Origin of the sequence: Alistipes sp. AM16-43 (genome assembly GCF_003435745.1) — a bacterium.
In the GTDB taxonomy this organism is placed as follows: domain Bacteria; phylum Bacteroidota; class Bacteroidia; order Bacteroidales; family Rikenellaceae; genus Alistipes; species Alistipes onderdonkii.
In genome coordinates this window covers 54,950-71,904 of sequence record NZ_QTUQ01000004.1, presented here as the reverse complement: position 1 = coordinate 71,904, position 16,955 = coordinate 54,950, and the positions used below count along the sequence as shown (strand labels likewise).

Here is a 16,955-nt window from a genome sequence, read left to right as displayed (position 1 = left end):
TTTTACAGGTTTTGGATTAAATTCCGGACGGGCGCGGTGCTTTGTCGTAGACCAGCAGGTCGCGGATCTGCAACGATGCATCCTTGCGCGGGTTATGCCATTCGGCCGTGATACGGTGGGTGCCGGACGGGAGTTGGTAGCGCCAGAAAAGTTCATGCCGGCGCGTGCGGTAGCGGGCGGGGAGTTTGACGCGTTCGACCGGTTGCCCGTCGATCGAGAAGGTTACTTCGGCCACGTACGACTCGTCGGGGCAGCGCAGGGCGCCCGTCAATACCGCTCCGATGCCGTCGAATTCGATTCCGCCGGCTTCGGGAAGCGATTTGTGTATCGAACGGCGTTCGGTCGGATAATGCCCTTCGAACGACTGTTCGAAACGGACGGGTACGGGTTGCTGGCATGCGATGGTCACGTCGGTTTCACCTACGGAACCGCCGTTGCGGCGGATCACTTCCAAAGTCTGACAGAAACTCATTTCGTAGGTGCGGTTGAGCGAGATGTCGGTATAGGCAAAGTCCATATCTTCCACTTCACGCAGGTTGCGCATCCATTTTTCCGGGATGTTGCCGTACCCGAGCATTGCGCCCAGGATACCGCCGGCCGATGCCGGGTTGCAATCCGAATCCTGTCCGCAGCGGGTGGCGATATCGAGTGTCTTCGAGAAGTCGCCCTCGCCGTAAAGCAGGCCGATAAGGATGTAGGCGCTGTTGATCACGGCGTCGATGTTGAACGGCACGAATACGCCGTCCGGGCAGCCGATATCCGAGCTCCATTTCTTTTCGCATTCGAACCAGGTGCGTTTCCAGTCGCCGGGATACTGCTTGTGCCAGGCGATGACGTCTTTCATGCACCGGTAATAGCGGCTCTGTTCGGGGATGGTTTTCAAGGCTTCCTCGACGATGAATCCGATGTCGTCCGAGACGAACGAAAGCGAATACATCGCTGCCACGTAAACTCCGCCGTACCAGCCGTCGCCGTAGTTCATGATGTGTCCCACGCGGTCGCAGAACTCCGAGGCCGCGTTGGGCATGCCCGGGGACATGAGCCCCGCAAAATCGGCTTCGATCTGGAAGTCGAGGTCGTCGGCATGGGGGTTGTTGATCCAGTGCCCCGATTCGGGCGGGCGGATGCCGTTGAGGATGTTGTAGCGTGCGGCCTGGTTGGCGTGCCACAGTACGTAGCCGGCATTGGCGAAGGCTGCGGCGAGCGAATCCACCGGGGCGTCGATGCCCAGGCGGTCGAAAACTTCGACGAACGTCAGATCCATGTATACGTCGTCGTAGAGTCCCGGGGTGTTTTCATACCACCATTTGATGTAGTGTTCCGGCCACGGGATCGGGGTGTATTCCTGGATCATCGTGCCGTTGAATTTGAATTCCGTCGGGCCGCCGTAGGTGCATCCGATAGTCTGGCCGGCCCAGCCGCCCTTGATTTTGTCGAGCAGCCGTTCTTTGGTGAGGGTGACCTGTTCCGGGAGCTCGCGGGGCGCCGGGCGGGCATTGCACGAGACGATGGTCGCGGCCGTGCAGAGTAACAAAAAGGTTTTTTTCATGGTCGGGTCTGTTTTAGCGTTATAGGTTGAATACGTCGACTTCGGTACGGTAAGGTACGGAATTTTGCGCACCCGGGCGTGTCACCGATATGGCCGAGGCTTTACAGGCGAAACGCACGGCTTCGGGAAGTGTCCGCCCCTCGGAGAGGGCTACGACCAGCGCCCCGTTGAACACATCGCCCGCGGCGGTCGTGTCGACAGCCTGTATCTTATATGCCGGGACGACTTCGCAGTGTTCCCCGTCGAAGACCAGGGCCCCTTTGGCTCCGAGCGTGATGATGACGTTGCACACGCCCATCGACGCGATTTTACGGGCGGCTTCTTCGGCCGTGTGTTCATCGGTGATGCGGATTCCGGAAATGGCTTCGGCTTCGGTTTCATTCGGGGTGATCGCGTACAGCGTTTCGAGCAGTCCGGCGGAGAGCTTCGAGGCCGGGGCCGGGTTCAGGACGACCTTCTTGCCCAGCCGGTATGCCATGGCGGCTGCGGCTTCCACGGTTTGCATCGGGATTTCGAGTTGCAACAGGATGATATCGGCCGCTTCGACCGCCTCGGCCGACCGTTTGAGGTCGTTCGGGGTGAGATGTGCGTTGGCTCCGGGTGCGACGACGATGCAGTTCTCAGCGTCGGTATCTACGGTAATCAAAGCCACGCCCGACGGGTTTTTCGTGTCGGAAAATACATACGAAGTGTCGATCCCTTCTTCATTGAACAACTGGTTGGCTTGGTGTCCGAAGATGTCGCTGCCTGTTTTGCAGATGAAGGAGACCCTTCCGCCCAGACGCGCCACTGTGACGGCCTGGTTGGCGCCTTTGCCGCCCGGGTTCATGAAGAAGGTGCCCCCGATGACCGTCTCGCCGGGAAGGGGTAAGTGTCCGGTGCAGATGACCATATCGGTGTTCGAACTGCCGATTACGAGAATTTTTGATTCTGACATGGTGTTTTTTCTGTGTGGCTGTTTATCCCGCCCTGCCGGTTCCTACAAACCGGCAGGGCGGGGTGGTGTTCAATCGGTATATCCGTCGTTTTGTTTGAGGTTCGTGTTGGTCTTGCGGATGTTGGCCGGAATAGGGTAAAGTTTCGTGTATGCCGGGCTGACGGCCGGTTTCAGGTCGCGTGCTTCGCTCCACTTGCCGAACCGGATCATATCCTGGCGACGTAATCCTTCCCATGCAAATTCCCGGCCCCGTTCGTCGTAAATTTCATCGAGTGTCAGATCGGCGGCCTTGTAGTCTTCCAGCCCCGTGCGGCGGCGAACCTCGTTGAAAAGGGGAACGGCCAGATCGGCATGCCCCTGGCGCACGAGCGCCTCGCCCTTCATCATCAGCACGTCGGCATAACGGTAGACCACATAGTCGTTGTCCATGCATTCGCCCTGCAGCCCGTTCGCATATTCGTATTTGGCCGAGCGGACGCCTTCGTTCGATTTTGCCGGGTTCGAGAAGTCGAACAGCGAGGTGATATGCGGCGTGTAGTCGAGCTGCTCCCCGTTCTGCATCAGGAGGGGATTGCCCGACATGTCGTACTGGGGGCCCGCGAGCCATTGCCTGCGCCGGATGTCTTTCGGATCGTACTTGTTGTAGAACGATTCGGTTGCGGCGAAACCGTTCCAGCAAAAGTCGAGGATGCCGTAGGTCTGTTGCGAGAGGCTGTTGAGCGTCAGCTGGTGGAACCGGAAGACGTGCCACCAGTTTTGCGACGTGTAAACCTTGTCGTAGAGGATGACGAATATATTCTCCTTCGACGAAGTGTTGTCCACCTTGAAGTTCGTGAAGTAGTCGGGTTCTATCTCCAGTTTCCCGAACCCGATCACCTGGTCGCAGGCAGCGATGGTTTCGTCCCATTTGGCCTCGCCGATCCACTCCTGCGCATTGATGTACAGTTTGGCGAGCGTGGTGTAAGCCATCGCCTTGGTTACGCGGCCGTAGTTCGAGGCGGTAGGCACGTCCTGCAACAGGCCGACGTTATCCTTGATCTGCTGTTCGATGAACGAGAAGAGGAACTTGCGATCCACCTGCCTGGGCAGGCTCGTGTCCGAGAAGTCGGTGGTGAAGGGAACATTGCCGAACAGATCCATGGCATTCAGATAGAACCATGCGCGCATGACCAGCACCTCGGCTACCAGGCTGGGTTTGGCCTCGAAATCGACCGACGACTGGTCGAACTCATAGAGTATCTGGTTGCAGAGCGAAATGCCGCCGAAAAGGAACTCCCAGATCGTTTGCAGATCCTGCATCTGCGAATTCCACGTGTGTGCGTGCATGTCGCGCCATACGCCGTCGTCGACCCACTGGTTTCCTTCGCGCAGGGGACTGACCGCCTCGTCCGTCGATACGGAAATCGTGCCCCAGATACAGCGGTAGCAGGTATAGCGTACCAGATAAGCGTAAATACGCCCGGCGCTCATCAGGAATTCTTCTTCGTTGTTGAAGAATTCGTCGGACGGGATCGAGGAGTAGGGATTCTCTTCCAGGTCGGTGCAGGAACTCAGTGTTGCACTTAGCAGGAATATCGTGGACAGGATTGATACTATCTTTTTCATAATAGGTTCGTTTGTTGGTCGGATGATTTAGAATGCGATGGCGGCTCCGAGAACGAATGTACGCGTGCGGGGATAGAAGTCATACCAGTCGATGCCGGGTTGCAGCCCCGAAATGCTGACTTCGGGGTCGATTCCCTTGTAGCCGGTGATGGTAAAGAGGTTTTGTGCCGTGACATAGCAGCGCAGCTTGGAGATGACCTTCGATTTGAGTTTGAAGTCGTAGCTCAGCGTTATGTTGTCGAGCTTGAGGTAGGAGCCGTCCTCCACGAACCGCGACGAATAGTATGCGCCGTCCTTGTAGTTGGCATGGTCGAGTGTCGAGCGCAGAATATTGCGGGTGCCGAAGTAACCGAACCCTTCGTAATAGACACGGCTCTGGTTCAGGACGTCGTTGCCGATGGAACTGCGCAGCAGGAAGCTCAGGCTCCACTGTTTGTAGCTGAAGGTATTCTGCAGCGACAGCAGTACGTCGGGATATGCGTTGCCGATAACCTGGTAGTCCGCTTCGGTAATGCCCTCTACACCGTCTAAGTCTTCGTAGATGGCGCCGCCGTTATCGTTGAATCCCAAAAATTTCGGGCCCCAGAAGTTGCCCAGCGAACCGCCTTCGACGATGCGCATGGTATACATTTTCAGGTCGTCGGGGAAGTAGCCGGTCTGGATTTGCACCATTTCGTAATCCTCGTTGGAGAATTTGACCAGGTTATTCTTGTTGTGGCTTATCGTCGCCGCGAGGTTCCAGCTGAAATTCTTGCGTGAAATCGGCGTGGCGTTGACCGTCACTTCGATACCCTTGTTGTCGATCGTGCCGACGTTGGCGAATTTCGAAGGGTAGAGGTTGGGCGGTACGGGTACGGTATAGGTGTAGAGCAGATCCTTGGTGCGGCGGTTGTAGTAGTCGACCGTGACGTTGAGCCGGTTGCCGAGCACGCTCATGTCGAGCCCGACGTTGAACTCTTTCTTCTTCTCCCAGCGCAGGTCGGGGTTGGGATTGCTGCCGGGTTCATAGGTGCTGATCCACTTGTTGTTGTAATAGAAATTCGACGAACCCTTGCGCAGGATCGACAGCGAACGGTAGTTGCCGATCTCCTGGTTGCCCGTGATGCCGAAGCCGGCGCGCAGCTTGAGCTCGTTGAGCCATTTGGCGTCCTTCAGCCACGGTTCGCGCGATATGCGCCAGCCGAGGCTCACGGCCGGGAAGGTTCCCCATTTGTGGTTGTCGCCGAAACGCGATGAACCTTCATAGCGCACCGATGCCGAGAAGAGGTATTTTTCCTTGTAATTATACATCACGCGGCCGAAGAAGGCGATGAGCCGGTTGTCTTCCTTGCTGCTGCCCATCGAGGCGAGCCCTTCCTTGAGCGCCCCGCCGCTGCCGATGTTGTAGAACCCGAAGATGTCCGTATCGAACTTGTAGTTCATCTGGTCGTAGCTTTCCGAACTTTCCTCGCTGAACGAGTAACCGGCGATGGCTTGCAGTTTGTGGTCGCCGAACGTGCCCGAATAATCGATCGTCGCTTCGAGCATCTTGTTCTTGTAGTGGTCGTTGTAAGTTTCCGCCGTCCCGTTGTTGCCGATATTTACCGGGTAATAGCGGCCGTAATAGTGCCCATAGCGTTCCGAACGCTCGATGATGGCGCCCATGGCACTGATTTTCAGACCGTCTATGATGCGCAGCGAAGCATTGACGCTGCCCGAGAACTCTTTGCGGATGCCTTCGTCGTCACGTTGTTCGAGCATCGCCACGGGGTTGTGGTAGTCGATTCCCGGCGAGAAGAAGTATTTGCCGTACTGGGGGTTGTTGCCGTTGGTTTCGTAAATGGGTTCGGTCGGGTTGCGCAATACGGCCTGTCGCATGATGAACTTGTCCGCATAGGAACCCTTGCCGGTGGTGTACGCAAAATTATAATCCACCTTCAGCCGATCCCGGATGAGCGACTGGCTCACGTTCAGGCGACCGCGGAGTTTCTCGTTCCCGGTTTTTTTCACCAGCCCGATGTCATTGGTGTAGGAGACGCTGGCGCGGTAGTTGAGTTTTGCGGAGCCGCCCGATGAGGATACGTTATAATTTTGGCTTACAGGGTGTTTGCGCGTGACGGCGTCGAACCAGTCTGTCGATCCGCCGAAATCGTACGACGACGCTTTGTCGGGGAAATATTGCCGGATCGTGTTGCGGTATTCGCTCGCCGACATCACGTCGGGTTTTTTGTCCACGCTTTGCATGGCGACATAAGCCGAGAATTCGATACGGTTCTCCCCCGCATGGGCTTTTTTCGTTGTCACCAGAATCACACCGTTCGTACCTCGTGTGCCGTAGATCGCAGCGGCCGAACCGTCTTTCAGCACGTCGATCGAGGCGATGTCGTCGGGACTGACGTTCGACAGGTCGCCGCCCACGACGCCGTCGATGACGACCAACGGCGAAGCGCCGCCGGCCATTGTGGTCATGCCCCGCAACTGGATTTCGAAGTCGCCGTTGGGGTCTCCGCCGTCGGCGCGTACGATATTCAGGCCTGCAACCTGTCCCTGGAGCAGTTGCAGCGGATTGGTGATGTTCCCTTGTTTGAAATCATCGCTCTTGAGGGAGGAGACCGAGCCGGTCAGCTCTTTTTTCGTGGTGGTACCGTACCCGATCACGACTACGTTGTCCATCGTCGTGACTGACTCGGTGAGCTGCACATCGAGCGTTGTTTTCGTTCCTGCCGGAAGTTCCGTGTTCCGGTAGCCGATGAATGAGAATTCGAGGACGGCATTTTCCGCATTTTGCAGACGCAGCGTATAGCTGCCGTCGGCAGTGGTGCTGACGCCGTTGGTCGTACCTTTCTCGACGACCGTTACGCCCATCAGGGGCTTGCCTGTGTCGTCGGTTACCCGGCCGGAGATCCGGCGGGTGTCGTTTTGTTGCAAGGTGTCGTAATCTGGGGTACCGGCTGCATGCATGACGGCCGGCAGCGTACCGAGCAGCGCGGCCAGACAACAGGTGCGCAGCATGTTTTTTCGTAGAATTAGGGTCATAGTTTTACAGGTTTGGTTGGTTAAACTGGTGGTGGGAGGGCTTTGCCCCGGCATTGGGTTACATGGTTATGCGTATTTTGGGTTAATTAAATTATTGAATATATAGGTTCGTCGCCTTGTTTGCGGATCGTTTGGCGTATTTGTCCGGCCGTTTGTTATACAAATATAAGTTTAAAAGTTCTAATAAGGAGGTGTATTTTTACTTTAATTAGGATAAACCCAAAGTGATTTATTAAAAATAATATGTATTGCATTGTTGGATTTAAAATATTGAATATTATAGATGTGGCTATATTACTATGGGTGTTATTATATGTTTTATCCGGTTGTTTTCAAATGATTTTATCCGAACTTAATGTTTATAAGGGCCTGTGGCTGTAAAAAATACCTCGGGAAGTTGCCCGATAGAGCGACAATACCGGTTTTGCGTGTATTTGGCTGTGAAATGACCTTTTTGGGATTATCCGGATATGTGCAAAATTGTCCGGGAATATTCCTTTATAACCCGGATCTTCCATCAGGAATTTCCGGGATTTCATCTCCGGCAAATAATTCCTATCTTTGTGTAACTAACCCGCAAGGCCATGAACAAAGCTATTTCGCTGCTTGTACTTATCCATTCGATGACGAAGGCGGAAAAACGCTATTTCAAACTTTACAGCAACCTGCAGGAGGGCGATAAGGTCTATCTGACTTTGTTCGCCCTGATGGAGGAGTGCTCTTCGGTCGAGGAGGTTACCCGGCGTTTTGGCGTCGATGCCGGGGAGAGCAGCTTCGACATTGCCGTCAAGCACCTGTATAAGGTAGTTGTCGACTGCCTGCTGCATTTACGGAGCCGGTATGACATCCAGGCCCGCATTTCCAACCGCATGGCCGAGGCGGAGATCCTTTTCCGCTGCGGCTTGCTGCAGGCCGCGACCGAAGAGCTGAGCCGGGCGAAAAAACTGGCCGGGCAGTATGAGATGACGGCTTTGCTCATGCTGATCCGGCAGACGGAATTGCGTTACCTGAGTGCCGGGGATTATCAGGGGATGAGCGAAAAGCAGTTGGTCGAAAAACAGATGAAAGTGAACGAGACGTTCAAGCATCTGCGCAGCGCCAACCAGCACATGCAGCTTTACGATATCCTCAAGTACCGGGCGCTTTACCGCAGCAAGGTGCGTTCCGAACAGGAGTGCCAGAGCCTGAACGATCTGGTGCTGAGCGAGCTGCACCTGATCGCCAATAACACGTACAACGGGTTCGAGGTGGATAAACTCCACCAGCTGTTCCAGTCGACCTATTTCCTGCAGTCGGGCAATTACAAGGCTGCCATCCGCATCTATCAGCAACTGCTCGAATTGTTCGACCACAATCCGGGCCGGATGCTCAACCCTCCGTTGCACTACCTCGATGCCGTGCTGGGGGTATTGGACAGCCTGCTTTCGGCGGGGCTTTACGATGAGATGCCTTTTTTTATCGCCAAGCTGCACCGGCTTACGGAAAGCGACTACCCCCATGAGTTTGTCCGCAAAGTGCTGGCCTTTATCTATCTGTACGATTCGTTCCGGCTCATCAATTGCGGGGCGTTCGCCGATGCGCAGGAACTTTATAAGCAACATGAGGAGACCCTGTTCCGCAAACTGTCGCAGCAAAAACTCGATGTCCAACTGTTGTTGCAACTCAATCTGGTCGTGCTGCATCTGGTGTGCGACCGGGGTGGCGAAGCCCGCAAGGCCATGACCCGGATCCAGGCGACCGGGCTCGTGTTCTATAATTTCCCGGCATTCCGCATTGCACGGCTGGTGAATTTGCTCCTGCAGGCGGAATGCGGGCGGTTCGATTTCGCCGAAAACGAAATCAAATCCATACGCCGCAGTACCGCTATCGGAAACAGCTCGGTCGAAAAACTTGTTTTCAGGTTTGTGCGCCTCTTTCCGCTGCCTGCAAGCCGGCGCGAGAGGGGACGTCTTTGGGAACGGCTGTACGGTGTGGTGCAGGCGGTTGCGGCCGATAAATACGAGCGGCCTTTACTCAAATACTTCGATTTTACGGCATGGATCGAGGCGCGGCTGACCGGGGCGGCTTTATCGGATGTGCTGGGGCGCAATACCCGGCAGCAGGCCGAACGGTTCAGCGTGTAGGCGGCCTCCCGGCACGGTCGGTGGCCTTGGGGCGGAGCCTGGCGCGGCGGCGGGGTATACTGCGGGGTGCCGGCTGTGCCGAACTGCGAGGTGCTGGGCTATGCCGATCTGCGGGACGGCGGCTGTGCCGGTCTGTCGGGCTGTGCCGATCGGGGGGCACCGGGCTTGCGGGTATAAAAGAAAATCCCGGGCCGCGATGGTCCGGGATTTTTCTGTCGGGAATTTCGGATTAAGCCTGTCCGGCCGAACCCAGGACGCTTTCGCATTTGTGCATGTAGAGCTTCTTCAGCTCGTCGCGGGCCGGGCCCAGGTATTTGCGGGGGTCGAACTCTGCGGGTTGGTCTACGAAGATCTTGCGGATGGCTGCGGTCATGGCCAGACGGCCGTCCGAGTCGATGTTGATCTTGCAGACTGCGCTCTTGGCGGCGCGGCGAAGCTGCTCCTCGGGAATACCTACGGCATCCTTGAGCGCACCGCCGTGCGTGTTGATGATCTTCACGTACTCCTGCGGTACGGACGACGATCCGTGCAGCACGATGGGGAAGCCGGGAAGCTTCTTCTCGATCTCGGCCAGGATGTCGAAACGCAGTTCGGGCGGAACGAGGATGCCCTCGGCGTTGCGGGTGCACTGCTCGGGCTTGAACTTGTTGGCGCCGTGCGACGTGCCGATCGAGATGGCCAGCGAGTCTACGCCGGTCTTCGAAACGAAGTCGATCACGTCAGCGGGGTCGGTATAGGTGTGGTGCTCGGCCGAAACCTCGTCCTCCACGCCGGCCAGCACGCCCAGCTCACCTTCGACCGTTACGTCGAACTGGTGTGCGTAGTCTACGACCTGCTTGGTGAGGGCTACGTTTTCGTCGTAGGGCAGGTGCGAACCGTCGATCATCACCGACGAAAAGCCCATGTCGATGCAGCTCTTGCACAACTCGAACGAGTTGCCGTGGTCGAGGTGCAGGCAGATGGGAATGTTTTTGCCCAGCTCCTTGGCATACTCGACGGCGCCCTGTGCCATGTAGCGCAGCAGCGTCTGGTTGGCGTATTTGCGTGCGCCCGACGAAACCTGGAGGATGACCGGCGACGAAGCCTCCACGCAAGCCGAGATGATGGCCTGCATCTGCTCCATGTTGTTGAAGTTGAATGCCGGGATGGCATAACCGCCCTTGATGGCTTTTGCGAACATCTCACGGGTGTTCACAAGGCCCAATTCTTTGTACGATACCATAATAATTTAATTTATGCAGTGAATTGTTTGTCTCGAAAAACTGCACAAATTTAATAAAAATTCTAATTAATTGCGTCCGATCCGGCTATTTTATTCTCTTTTTGTGAAAATAATAACAGCCGGCGGCAAATTGTTGTGCAATCCGGATAGTTTTTTGTATTTTTGCATGGCCTTAAGCCCCGGTGTGCGGGCAGGGTATGCCCGGTGCGGCCTGCATGCGGTTGATTGCGGGCGGCAGAGCGGCGCAGGATGCCTCCCGGCTGCAGGGGCTGCCTGCGGAAAAGCGCCGCGCTGCATGCCGGGCACGGGACAAACGGACATTAACAAACACAAAACATATCACGATTATGGCTGATTTCATTTATCAGGAGCCGTTCCCCGTCGGGGAAGACAAAACCCAGTACCGTCTGTTGACGAAGGATTACGTGAAAGTCGTCGAATGCGACGGCCGCAAGATCCTCAAGGTCGACCCCGCTGGCCTCGAACTCTTGTCCAAAGCCGCTTACAGCGACGTGTCGTTCTACCTGCGTGCCGCCCACCTGCAGAAGTTGCGCAACATCCTCGACGATCCCGAGGCCACCGACAACGACAAGTTCGTGGCTTACACCATGCTGCTCAACCAGGTCGTTGCGGCCGAGGGCGAACTCCCCACGTGCCAGGACACCGGCACGGCCATCTGCATCGGCCACAAGGGCGAGGACGTCTATACGGGCGCCGACGATGCGAAATACATTGCCAAAGGCGTGTACGAGACCTACAAAGACCGCAACCTGCGCTATTCGCAGGTCGTGCCTTTCACGATGACCGAGGAGAAGAATTCCGGTACGAACCTCCCGGCGCAGATCGACATTTACGGCGGCCACCCCGGCATGGAGTATGAATTCCTCTTCATTACCAAGGGCGGCGGTTCGGCCAACAAGACCTTCCTCTACCAGCAGACCAAGGCGCTGCTGAACGAGAAATCGCTGACCGATTTCATCAAGACCCATATCTTCGACCTCGGTACGTCGGCCTGCCCGCCCTACCACCTGGCCATTTGCATCGGCGGTACGTCGGCCGAGATGTGCCTCTCGACCGTGAAGAAGGCTTCGGCCGGCTATCTCGACGAGCTGCCCACCTCGGGTAACGAGGGCGGCCGCTGCTTCCGCGACCTGGAGTGGGAGGAGAAGGTGCTCAAGATCTGCCAGCAGAGCGGTGTCGGCGCCCAGTTCGGCGGCAAATACCTCGTGCACGACGTGCGCGTGATTCGCGCCCCGCGCCATGCGGCTTCGTGCCCCGTGGCCATCGGCGTGAGCTGCTCGGCAGACCGTAACATCAAGGCCAAGATCACCCCGGAGGGCATCTTCCTCGAGCAGCTGGAGAAGAATCCCGCGCGTTTCCTGCCCAAGGAGGCGCCCAACATGTCGCCCGCCGTGGACATCGACCTCGACGAAGGCATGGACAAGGTGCGTGAAATCCTTTCGAAATACCCGATCAAGACGCGTCTGAACCTGAAAGGCACGCTCATCGTGGCCCGCGACATTGCCCATGCGCGCATCAAGCAGATGATCGACGAGGGCAAGCCGATGCCCGAATATTTCAAGAAACATCCGGTATACTATGCCGGGCCTGCCAAGACCCCGGACGGCATGGCCTCGGGATCGTTCGGCCCCACGACGGCCGGGCGTATGGATCCCTACGTCGACCTGTTCCAGTCGCTGGGCGGTTCGCTGGTGATGGTGGCAAAGGGCAACCGCACGCAGCAGGTGACCGACGCCTGCAAGAAGTACGGCGGTTTCTACCTCGGTTCGATCGGCGGCCCGGCGGCGATCCTGGCCAAGAACTCCATCAAATCGGTCGAGGTCGTGGACTTCCCCGAGCTGGGTATGGAGGCCGTCCGCAAGATCTACGTCGAGGATTTCCCGGCGTTCATCATCGTCGATGACAAAGGCAACGATTTTTTTGCCGATTTCAAGCATTAAAAACCGGCCCGCGGATATACTAACGGGCAAAAGTTTACGTTGTAAAATCTGAAAGAAGGTTTTATTGTAGAGCTCAATGAGAGATTTCATTGCGAAAATATCCCTGACGGCACTCTTCGTGCTGGCGATCTTCTCGGCATCGGCTGCCGAGAAGGTCACTTTTGAGGCTAATTCTCCGCTGACGGTCGCTGTCGGCGAGCCGTTCCGCGTGGAGTTCGCACTGAACGCGCAGCCCGAGCCGGGCTCGTTCAAAGCCCCTTCGTTCGAAGGGTTCGACGTGATCGCCGGCCCGGCCGAAGCGCAGGGACAGTCGATCCAGATCGTGAACAATTCGATGACGCGGGTTATCAACTACACGATCACCTACGTGCTCGTGCCGCAGGGCGCTGGGAACGTCACCGTCGGTGCGGCCGAGGTGACGGTCGAGGGGACTACCTACCGTACCAAGCCGCTGGCGATCGAGGTGGTGGATGAGGGCAAGGCGCCGGGAGGCGGCGGTTCCGCCGCCGGCGGGCAGCCGCAGCGCCGCGAGGAAGCCTCCTCCGAGAGTGCGGCGCAGAGCCGGGTCGCCAAGGACGACATCCTGTTGCGGGCCATCGTGTCGCGGACTTCGGTTTTCAAAGGCGAGCCGCTGCGCGTGACCTTCAAACTCTACGAGCGGGTTCCTATAGTGGGGTATAACGATGTGAAATTCCCTTCGTTCAACGGCTTCTGGGCGCAGGAACTCAATACGGAGAACGCCCGCCGCGAACGCGAAACCTTCAACGGAAAAGTCTACGAGACGCTCGTGGCCAAGGAGTACCTGCTCTATCCACAGCAGGCCGGTACGCTCGTCATCGAGCCTGCCGAGATCACCGCCGTGGCGCAGGTCGTCATCCAGAGCCGGCGCAGCCTCGATCCCTTCTTCGGGGGCGGGCACGATTTCGTGAACGTACCCCGCAAGGTGCAGAGCCCGCGGATAAACGTCACGGTCAAACCGCTGCCGGCGGGCGCTCCTGCCAGCTTCAGCGGCGCCGTAGGCAGTTTTGCGATGGATGCGGTGCTGCCGCCTGACCGGCTGGCAGCCAATTCTGCGGCGACCTATACGGTGAAGATCTCCGGTACGGGCAACCTCACGTTCGTGCAGGCACCCAAGCTGACGCTGCCCGCCTCGTTCGAGCAGTATAACGTCAAGACGACCGAGTCGATCAACGCCTCGGCGGCCGGGATTTCCGGCTACCGCCAGTTCGAATACCCCTTTATCGCACGCGCCGAAGGCACGTACGAAGTCGAGCCCGTCGAATTCAGCTATTTCGATCCGGCGCGCATGCAGTACATGACGCTGCGCTCGCGTCCGCTCGAACTGGAGATCACGCCCGATGCCAAGGGCGGCGGAGGCGACGCCTATGTCGTGCAGGGACGCGGCATGTCCAAGGAGGAGGTCAAGATGCTCGGCCAGGACATCCGTTTCATCAAGCTGGGCAACGCGCAGTTGCGCCCAGTACGCGAGCCGTTCCTTTTCGGTGCGGTCTACTGGGTGCTGCTCTTCGGAATCCTGGCCTTCTTCACGGCGGTCTACGTGGCGCTGCGCAAGCAGATCCGCGAGTCGCAGAACGCCGCGCTGGTGCGCGGAAAGCGTGCCAACAAGGTCGCCGTGCAGCGTTTCCGGGTCGCTAAACGCTATATGGAGGAGCAAAACCGCCATGCCTTCTACGAGGAGATGCTCCGGGCTCTGTGGGGGTACATGGGTGACAAGTTCAACATCCCGGTGGCCAACCTCACCAAGGAGAACGTCCGCGAGGAGCTGCACAAGCGCGGCGTGTCGGCCGAGGAGTCGCAGCGCTTCACGTCCATCATCACCAAGTGCGACGAGGCGCAGTATTCGCCTGCTGCATCGGCACAGATGAGCGAGGTGTACGCCGAGGGCGTGGACATCATTTCCCGGATCGAAGCGGTGATAAAAAGATAAGAACGCCATGAAACGAATGATCTTGTGTTTTCTGTTGTCGCTGGCCCTGGCCGCGGTATCCTTTGCGCAGGAGCCTGCCGACAGCTTGCAACGGGTTTCCCGGGAAGCCCCTGCCGAGGCGCAGGCCTCCGGGGAGCAGACTGCGGAGCAGTTGTGGAACAAAGCCAATACGGCCTATATCAACGGCGATTTCCATGCGGCCGCCGATACCTACGAAGAGTTGCTTTCGCGCGGGGTGAGCTCCATGAAACTCTATTATAACCTGGGCAATGCCTATTTCAAGGATGACCGTATCGGCAAGGCCATCCTCTATTACAATCGGGCGTTGCGCCTTGCGCCGGGCAACGACGACATCCGTTACAACCTCAGCGTCGCCGAGGCCCGCACCAAAGACAACATCGAAGATATCCCCGAGTTCTTCTTCGTCACGTGGATGCGCGACATCCGCCACATGATGGGATGCACGGCGTGGAGCCTGCTTTCGCTCGCATTGCTGGCCTGTATGCTGGGGCTGTTTCTGGTCTACCTGCTGGCACAGCGCATTTCGCTGCGCAAGGCGGGTTTCTACGGCACGGTCGTCGCGGCGCTGCTGTTCATGCTGACCACGTGGTTCGCCGTGGGGGAACGCCGTGAGATGCTCGACGACACCTCGGCCGTGGTGATGACCGCCTCCACGGCGGTGAAGAGTTCGCCCGACAAGTCGTCGACCGACCTCTTCGTGCTGCACGAGGGTACGGTCGTGACGATCACCGACCGCCTCGACGGGTGGTGCGAGGTCGTGATCGCCGACGGCAAGAAGGGTTGGGTCGAAGGACGCAAAATCGAAATCATCTGAATGTCGAGGCTCTTACAGGACGTTGTCGGCGAGCTGTCGAAACTCCCGGGCATAGGGCGCCGTACGGCGCTGCGCCTGGCCATCCACATCCTTCGGATGGAGCGCGAATCGGTTGCCGAAATGACGGAAAGCATCGACCGTTTCCGCAACGAGGTCAAATATTGCACGCAGTGCAACAACCTCTCCGACGAGGATGTCTGCCCGATCTGCGCCGACGACGAGCGCGACCATACGACGATCTGCGTCGTCGAACAGGTGGCCGACGTGCTGTCGGTCGAGAATACGCGGCAGTACAAGGGATTGTACCATGTGCTGGGCGGCGTCATTTCACCCATGCAGGGTATTTCGCCCTCCGACCTGAAGATCGACCTGCTGACCGAACGCATCGCCCGCGGCGGCGTGAAGGAGGTGATCCTCGCCATTTCCACCTCGGTCGAGGGCGAAACCACGCTCTTCTACCTGATGAACCGCCTCCGGCAGTTCCCGGGACTGAAAGTCACCTCCATAGCCCGCGGCATCGGCTTCGGCGACGAACTGGAATATGTCGACGAGCTGACCATCACGCACGCCCTGCTGAACCGCCGCGAGGTCGAATGACCTGCGGCCGGGGCGCACTCCGGGGCATCCCCGGTTGCGGCACGACATATGCCGGAATACGGTCGGAACTGTCGCCCGTTTTTTTGCAAGCAAGACCCGGGTACAGGATTGTACCAATGTAAAATATTTCTCATATGGAATTTCTGACAAACGACAAGCTCACGATCGTGGGCGCGGCCGGCATGATCGGCTCGAACATGGCCCAGACGGCGCTGATGATGCGCCTTACGCCCAACATCTGCCTTTACGATCCCTATGCTCCGGCGCTCGAGGGCGTGGCCGAGGAGCTTTACCACTGTGCGTTCGAAGGGGTGAACATCACCTGGACGAGCGATGTCAAGGAGGCGCTCTCGGGAGCGGCCTATGTCGTTTCGTCGGGCGGCGCGGCCCGCAAGGCCGGCATGACGCGCGAAGACCTGCTCAAGGGCAATGCCGAGATCGCCGCACAGTTCGGCAAGGACATCAAGGCTTACTGCCCCGATGTGAAACACGTAGTGGTGGTCTTCAATCCGGCCGACATCACGGGGCTGGTGACGCTCATCTATGCGGGTATCCGCCCGTCGCAGCTTTCGACCCTCGCGGCGCTGGACTCCACGCGCCTGCGGAGCGAACTGGCCAAATATTTCAGGATTTCGCCCGACGAGATCCGCAACTGCCGCACCTACGGCGGCCACGGCGAGCAGATGGCGGTCTTCGCTTCGACGACGCTCGTTGCCGGACGCCCCCTGTCGGAGCTGATCGGCCGCGAGATGCCCGAAGGCGACTGGCACGACCTGCAACAGCGGGTGATCCAGGGCGGCAAGCACATCATCGACCTGCGCGGACGTTCGTCGTTCCAGAGCCCGGCCTACCTGTCGATCTGCATGATTGCCGCGGCGATGGGCGGCAGGCCGTTCGGCTATCCGGCCGGCGTGTTCGTACACAACGACCGGTTCAAGCATATCCTGATGGCGATGGAGACCGAAATCACGAAGGACGGTATCAGCTACAAAAACGTGCAGGGTACGGCCGAGGAGAACAAGGCTCTTGCCGACAGCTACGGGCACCTCTGCAAACTGCGCGACGAGGTGATCTCGATGGGGATCATCCCGCCCGTCGAAAAGTGGCGCGGCCTGAACCCGCACCTGAAATAGGCGGCGGATGCATCTTGTTACGGCAGGGGC

At 57.9% G+C, this 16,955-nt stretch carries 11 protein-coding genes; 6 read left to right on the top strand and 5 right to left on the bottom strand.

The window, feature by feature from the left end; all coding sequences use genetic code 11:
* Positions 1 to 16 precede the first annotated feature (16 nt).
* The 4 genes from DW189_RS08855 to DW189_RS08840 all read right to left on the bottom strand — a co-directional run bounded on the left by DW189_RS08855 (position 17) and on the right by DW189_RS08840 (position 7,106).
* Positions 17 to 1,549, bottom strand: coding sequence for an ADP-ribosylglycohydrolase family protein (locus tag DW189_RS08855; protein WP_117507615.1), 1,533 nt, complete (start codon positions 1,547 to 1,549; stop codon positions 17 to 19).
* Positions 1,550 to 1,568: 19 nt separating this feature from the next.
* Positions 1,569 to 2,486 carry a ribokinase gene (gene rbsK, locus DW189_RS08850; protein WP_018696183.1) on the bottom strand — a complete coding sequence of 306 codons (918 nt, stop codon included), beginning with the start codon at positions 2,484 to 2,486 and terminating at the stop codon, positions 1,569 to 1,571.
* Positions 2,487 to 2,555: 69 nt separating this feature from the next.
* Positions 2,556 to 4,091: a RagB/SusD family nutrient uptake outer membrane protein gene (locus DW189_RS08845; RefSeq protein WP_032135425.1), complete on the bottom strand. Its 1,536-nt coding sequence runs from the start codon at positions 4,089 to 4,091 to the stop codon at positions 2,556 to 2,558.
* A gap of 27 nt (positions 4,092 to 4,118) precedes the next feature.
* Entirely contained in the window at positions 4,119 to 7,106 is a 2,988-nt protein-coding gene (locus tag DW189_RS08840) for a SusC/RagA family TonB-linked outer membrane protein (protein ID WP_232044610.1), read from the bottom strand.
* A gap of 584 nt (positions 7,107 to 7,690) precedes the next feature.
* On the opposite strand from DW189_RS08840, the gene DW189_RS08835 reads away from it, so the two are divergent.
* Complete coding sequence (locus DW189_RS08835) at positions 7,691 to 9,229, top strand: hypothetical protein (RefSeq protein WP_117507611.1); 1,539 nt, start codon at positions 7,691 to 7,693, stop codon at positions 9,227 to 9,229.
* Between the two features lie 229 nt (positions 9,230 to 9,458).
* Here DW189_RS08835 and DW189_RS08830 read toward each other — a convergent pair whose 3' ends face one another.
* Complete coding sequence (locus DW189_RS08830; protein ID WP_018696169.1) at positions 9,459 to 10,451, bottom strand: class II fructose-bisphosphate aldolase; 993 nt, start codon at positions 10,449 to 10,451, stop codon at positions 9,459 to 9,461.
* Positions 10,452 to 10,798: 347 nt separating this feature from the next.
* Between DW189_RS08830 and DW189_RS08825 the strand changes: the two genes are divergently transcribed.
* From DW189_RS08825 to DW189_RS08805, 5 genes are all read left to right on the top strand, one after another.
* Complete coding sequence (locus tag DW189_RS08825) at positions 10,799 to 12,412, top strand: fumarate hydratase (RefSeq protein ID WP_117507609.1); 1,614 nt, start codon at positions 10,799 to 10,801, stop codon at positions 12,410 to 12,412.
* A gap of 76 nt (positions 12,413 to 12,488) precedes the next feature.
* A complete protein-coding gene (locus DW189_RS08820) occupies positions 12,489 to 14,360 on the top strand; it encodes a BatD family protein (RefSeq protein WP_117507607.1) in 1,872 nt (623 codons plus the stop codon).
* 7 nt (positions 14,361 to 14,367) lie between these two features.
* On the top strand, positions 14,368 to 15,195 hold the full coding sequence (locus tag DW189_RS08815) for a tetratricopeptide repeat protein (RefSeq protein ID WP_055202649.1): 828 nt from the start codon (positions 14,368 to 14,370) through the stop codon (positions 15,193 to 15,195).
* A complete protein-coding gene (gene recR, locus DW189_RS08810) occupies positions 15,196 to 15,792 on the top strand; it encodes a recombination mediator RecR (RefSeq protein WP_117507605.1) in 597 nt (198 codons plus the stop codon). It begins immediately after the preceding gene.
* Positions 15,793 to 15,926: 134 nt separating this feature from the next.
* Positions 15,927 to 16,925, top strand: a complete 999-nt coding sequence (locus DW189_RS08805) for a malate dehydrogenase (protein WP_022333864.1) — start codon at positions 15,927 to 15,929, stop codon at positions 16,923 to 16,925.
* The last annotated feature ends 30 nt before the right edge of the window (positions 16,926 to 16,955 follow it).

Excerpts from the sequence above, each read along its gene's own strand:
- DW189_RS08855 (WP_117507615.1), bottom strand. The coding sequence starts at position 1,549 with ATGAAAAAAACCTTTTTGTTACTCTGCACGGCCGCGACCATCGTCTCG.
- rbsK (WP_018696183.1), bottom strand. The coding sequence starts at position 2,486 with ATGTCAGAATCAAAAATTCTCGTAATCGGCAGTTCGAACACCGATATG.
- DW189_RS08845 (WP_032135425.1), bottom strand. The coding sequence starts at position 4,091 with ATGAAAAAGATAGTATCAATCCTGTCCACGATATTCCTGCTAAGTGCA.
- DW189_RS08840 (WP_232044610.1), bottom strand. The coding sequence starts at position 7,106 with ATGACCCTAATTCTACGAAAAAACATGCTGCGCACCTGTTGTCTGGCC.
- DW189_RS08835 (WP_117507611.1), top strand. The coding sequence starts at position 7,691 with ATGAACAAAGCTATTTCGCTGCTTGTACTTATCCATTCGATGACGAAG.
- DW189_RS08830 (WP_018696169.1), bottom strand. The coding sequence starts at position 10,451 with ATGGTATCGTACAAAGAATTGGGCCTTGTGAACACCCGTGAGATGTTC.
- DW189_RS08825 (WP_117507609.1), top strand. The coding sequence starts at position 10,799 with ATGGCTGATTTCATTTATCAGGAGCCGTTCCCCGTCGGGGAAGACAAA.
- DW189_RS08820 (WP_117507607.1), top strand. The coding sequence starts at position 12,489 with ATGAGAGATTTCATTGCGAAAATATCCCTGACGGCACTCTTCGTGCTG.
- DW189_RS08815 (WP_055202649.1), top strand. The coding sequence starts at position 14,368 with ATGAAACGAATGATCTTGTGTTTTCTGTTGTCGCTGGCCCTGGCCGCG.
- recR (WP_117507605.1), top strand. The coding sequence starts at position 15,196 with ATGTCGAGGCTCTTACAGGACGTTGTCGGCGAGCTGTCGAAACTCCCG.
- DW189_RS08805 (WP_022333864.1), top strand. The coding sequence starts at position 15,927 with ATGGAATTTCTGACAAACGACAAGCTCACGATCGTGGGCGCGGCCGGC.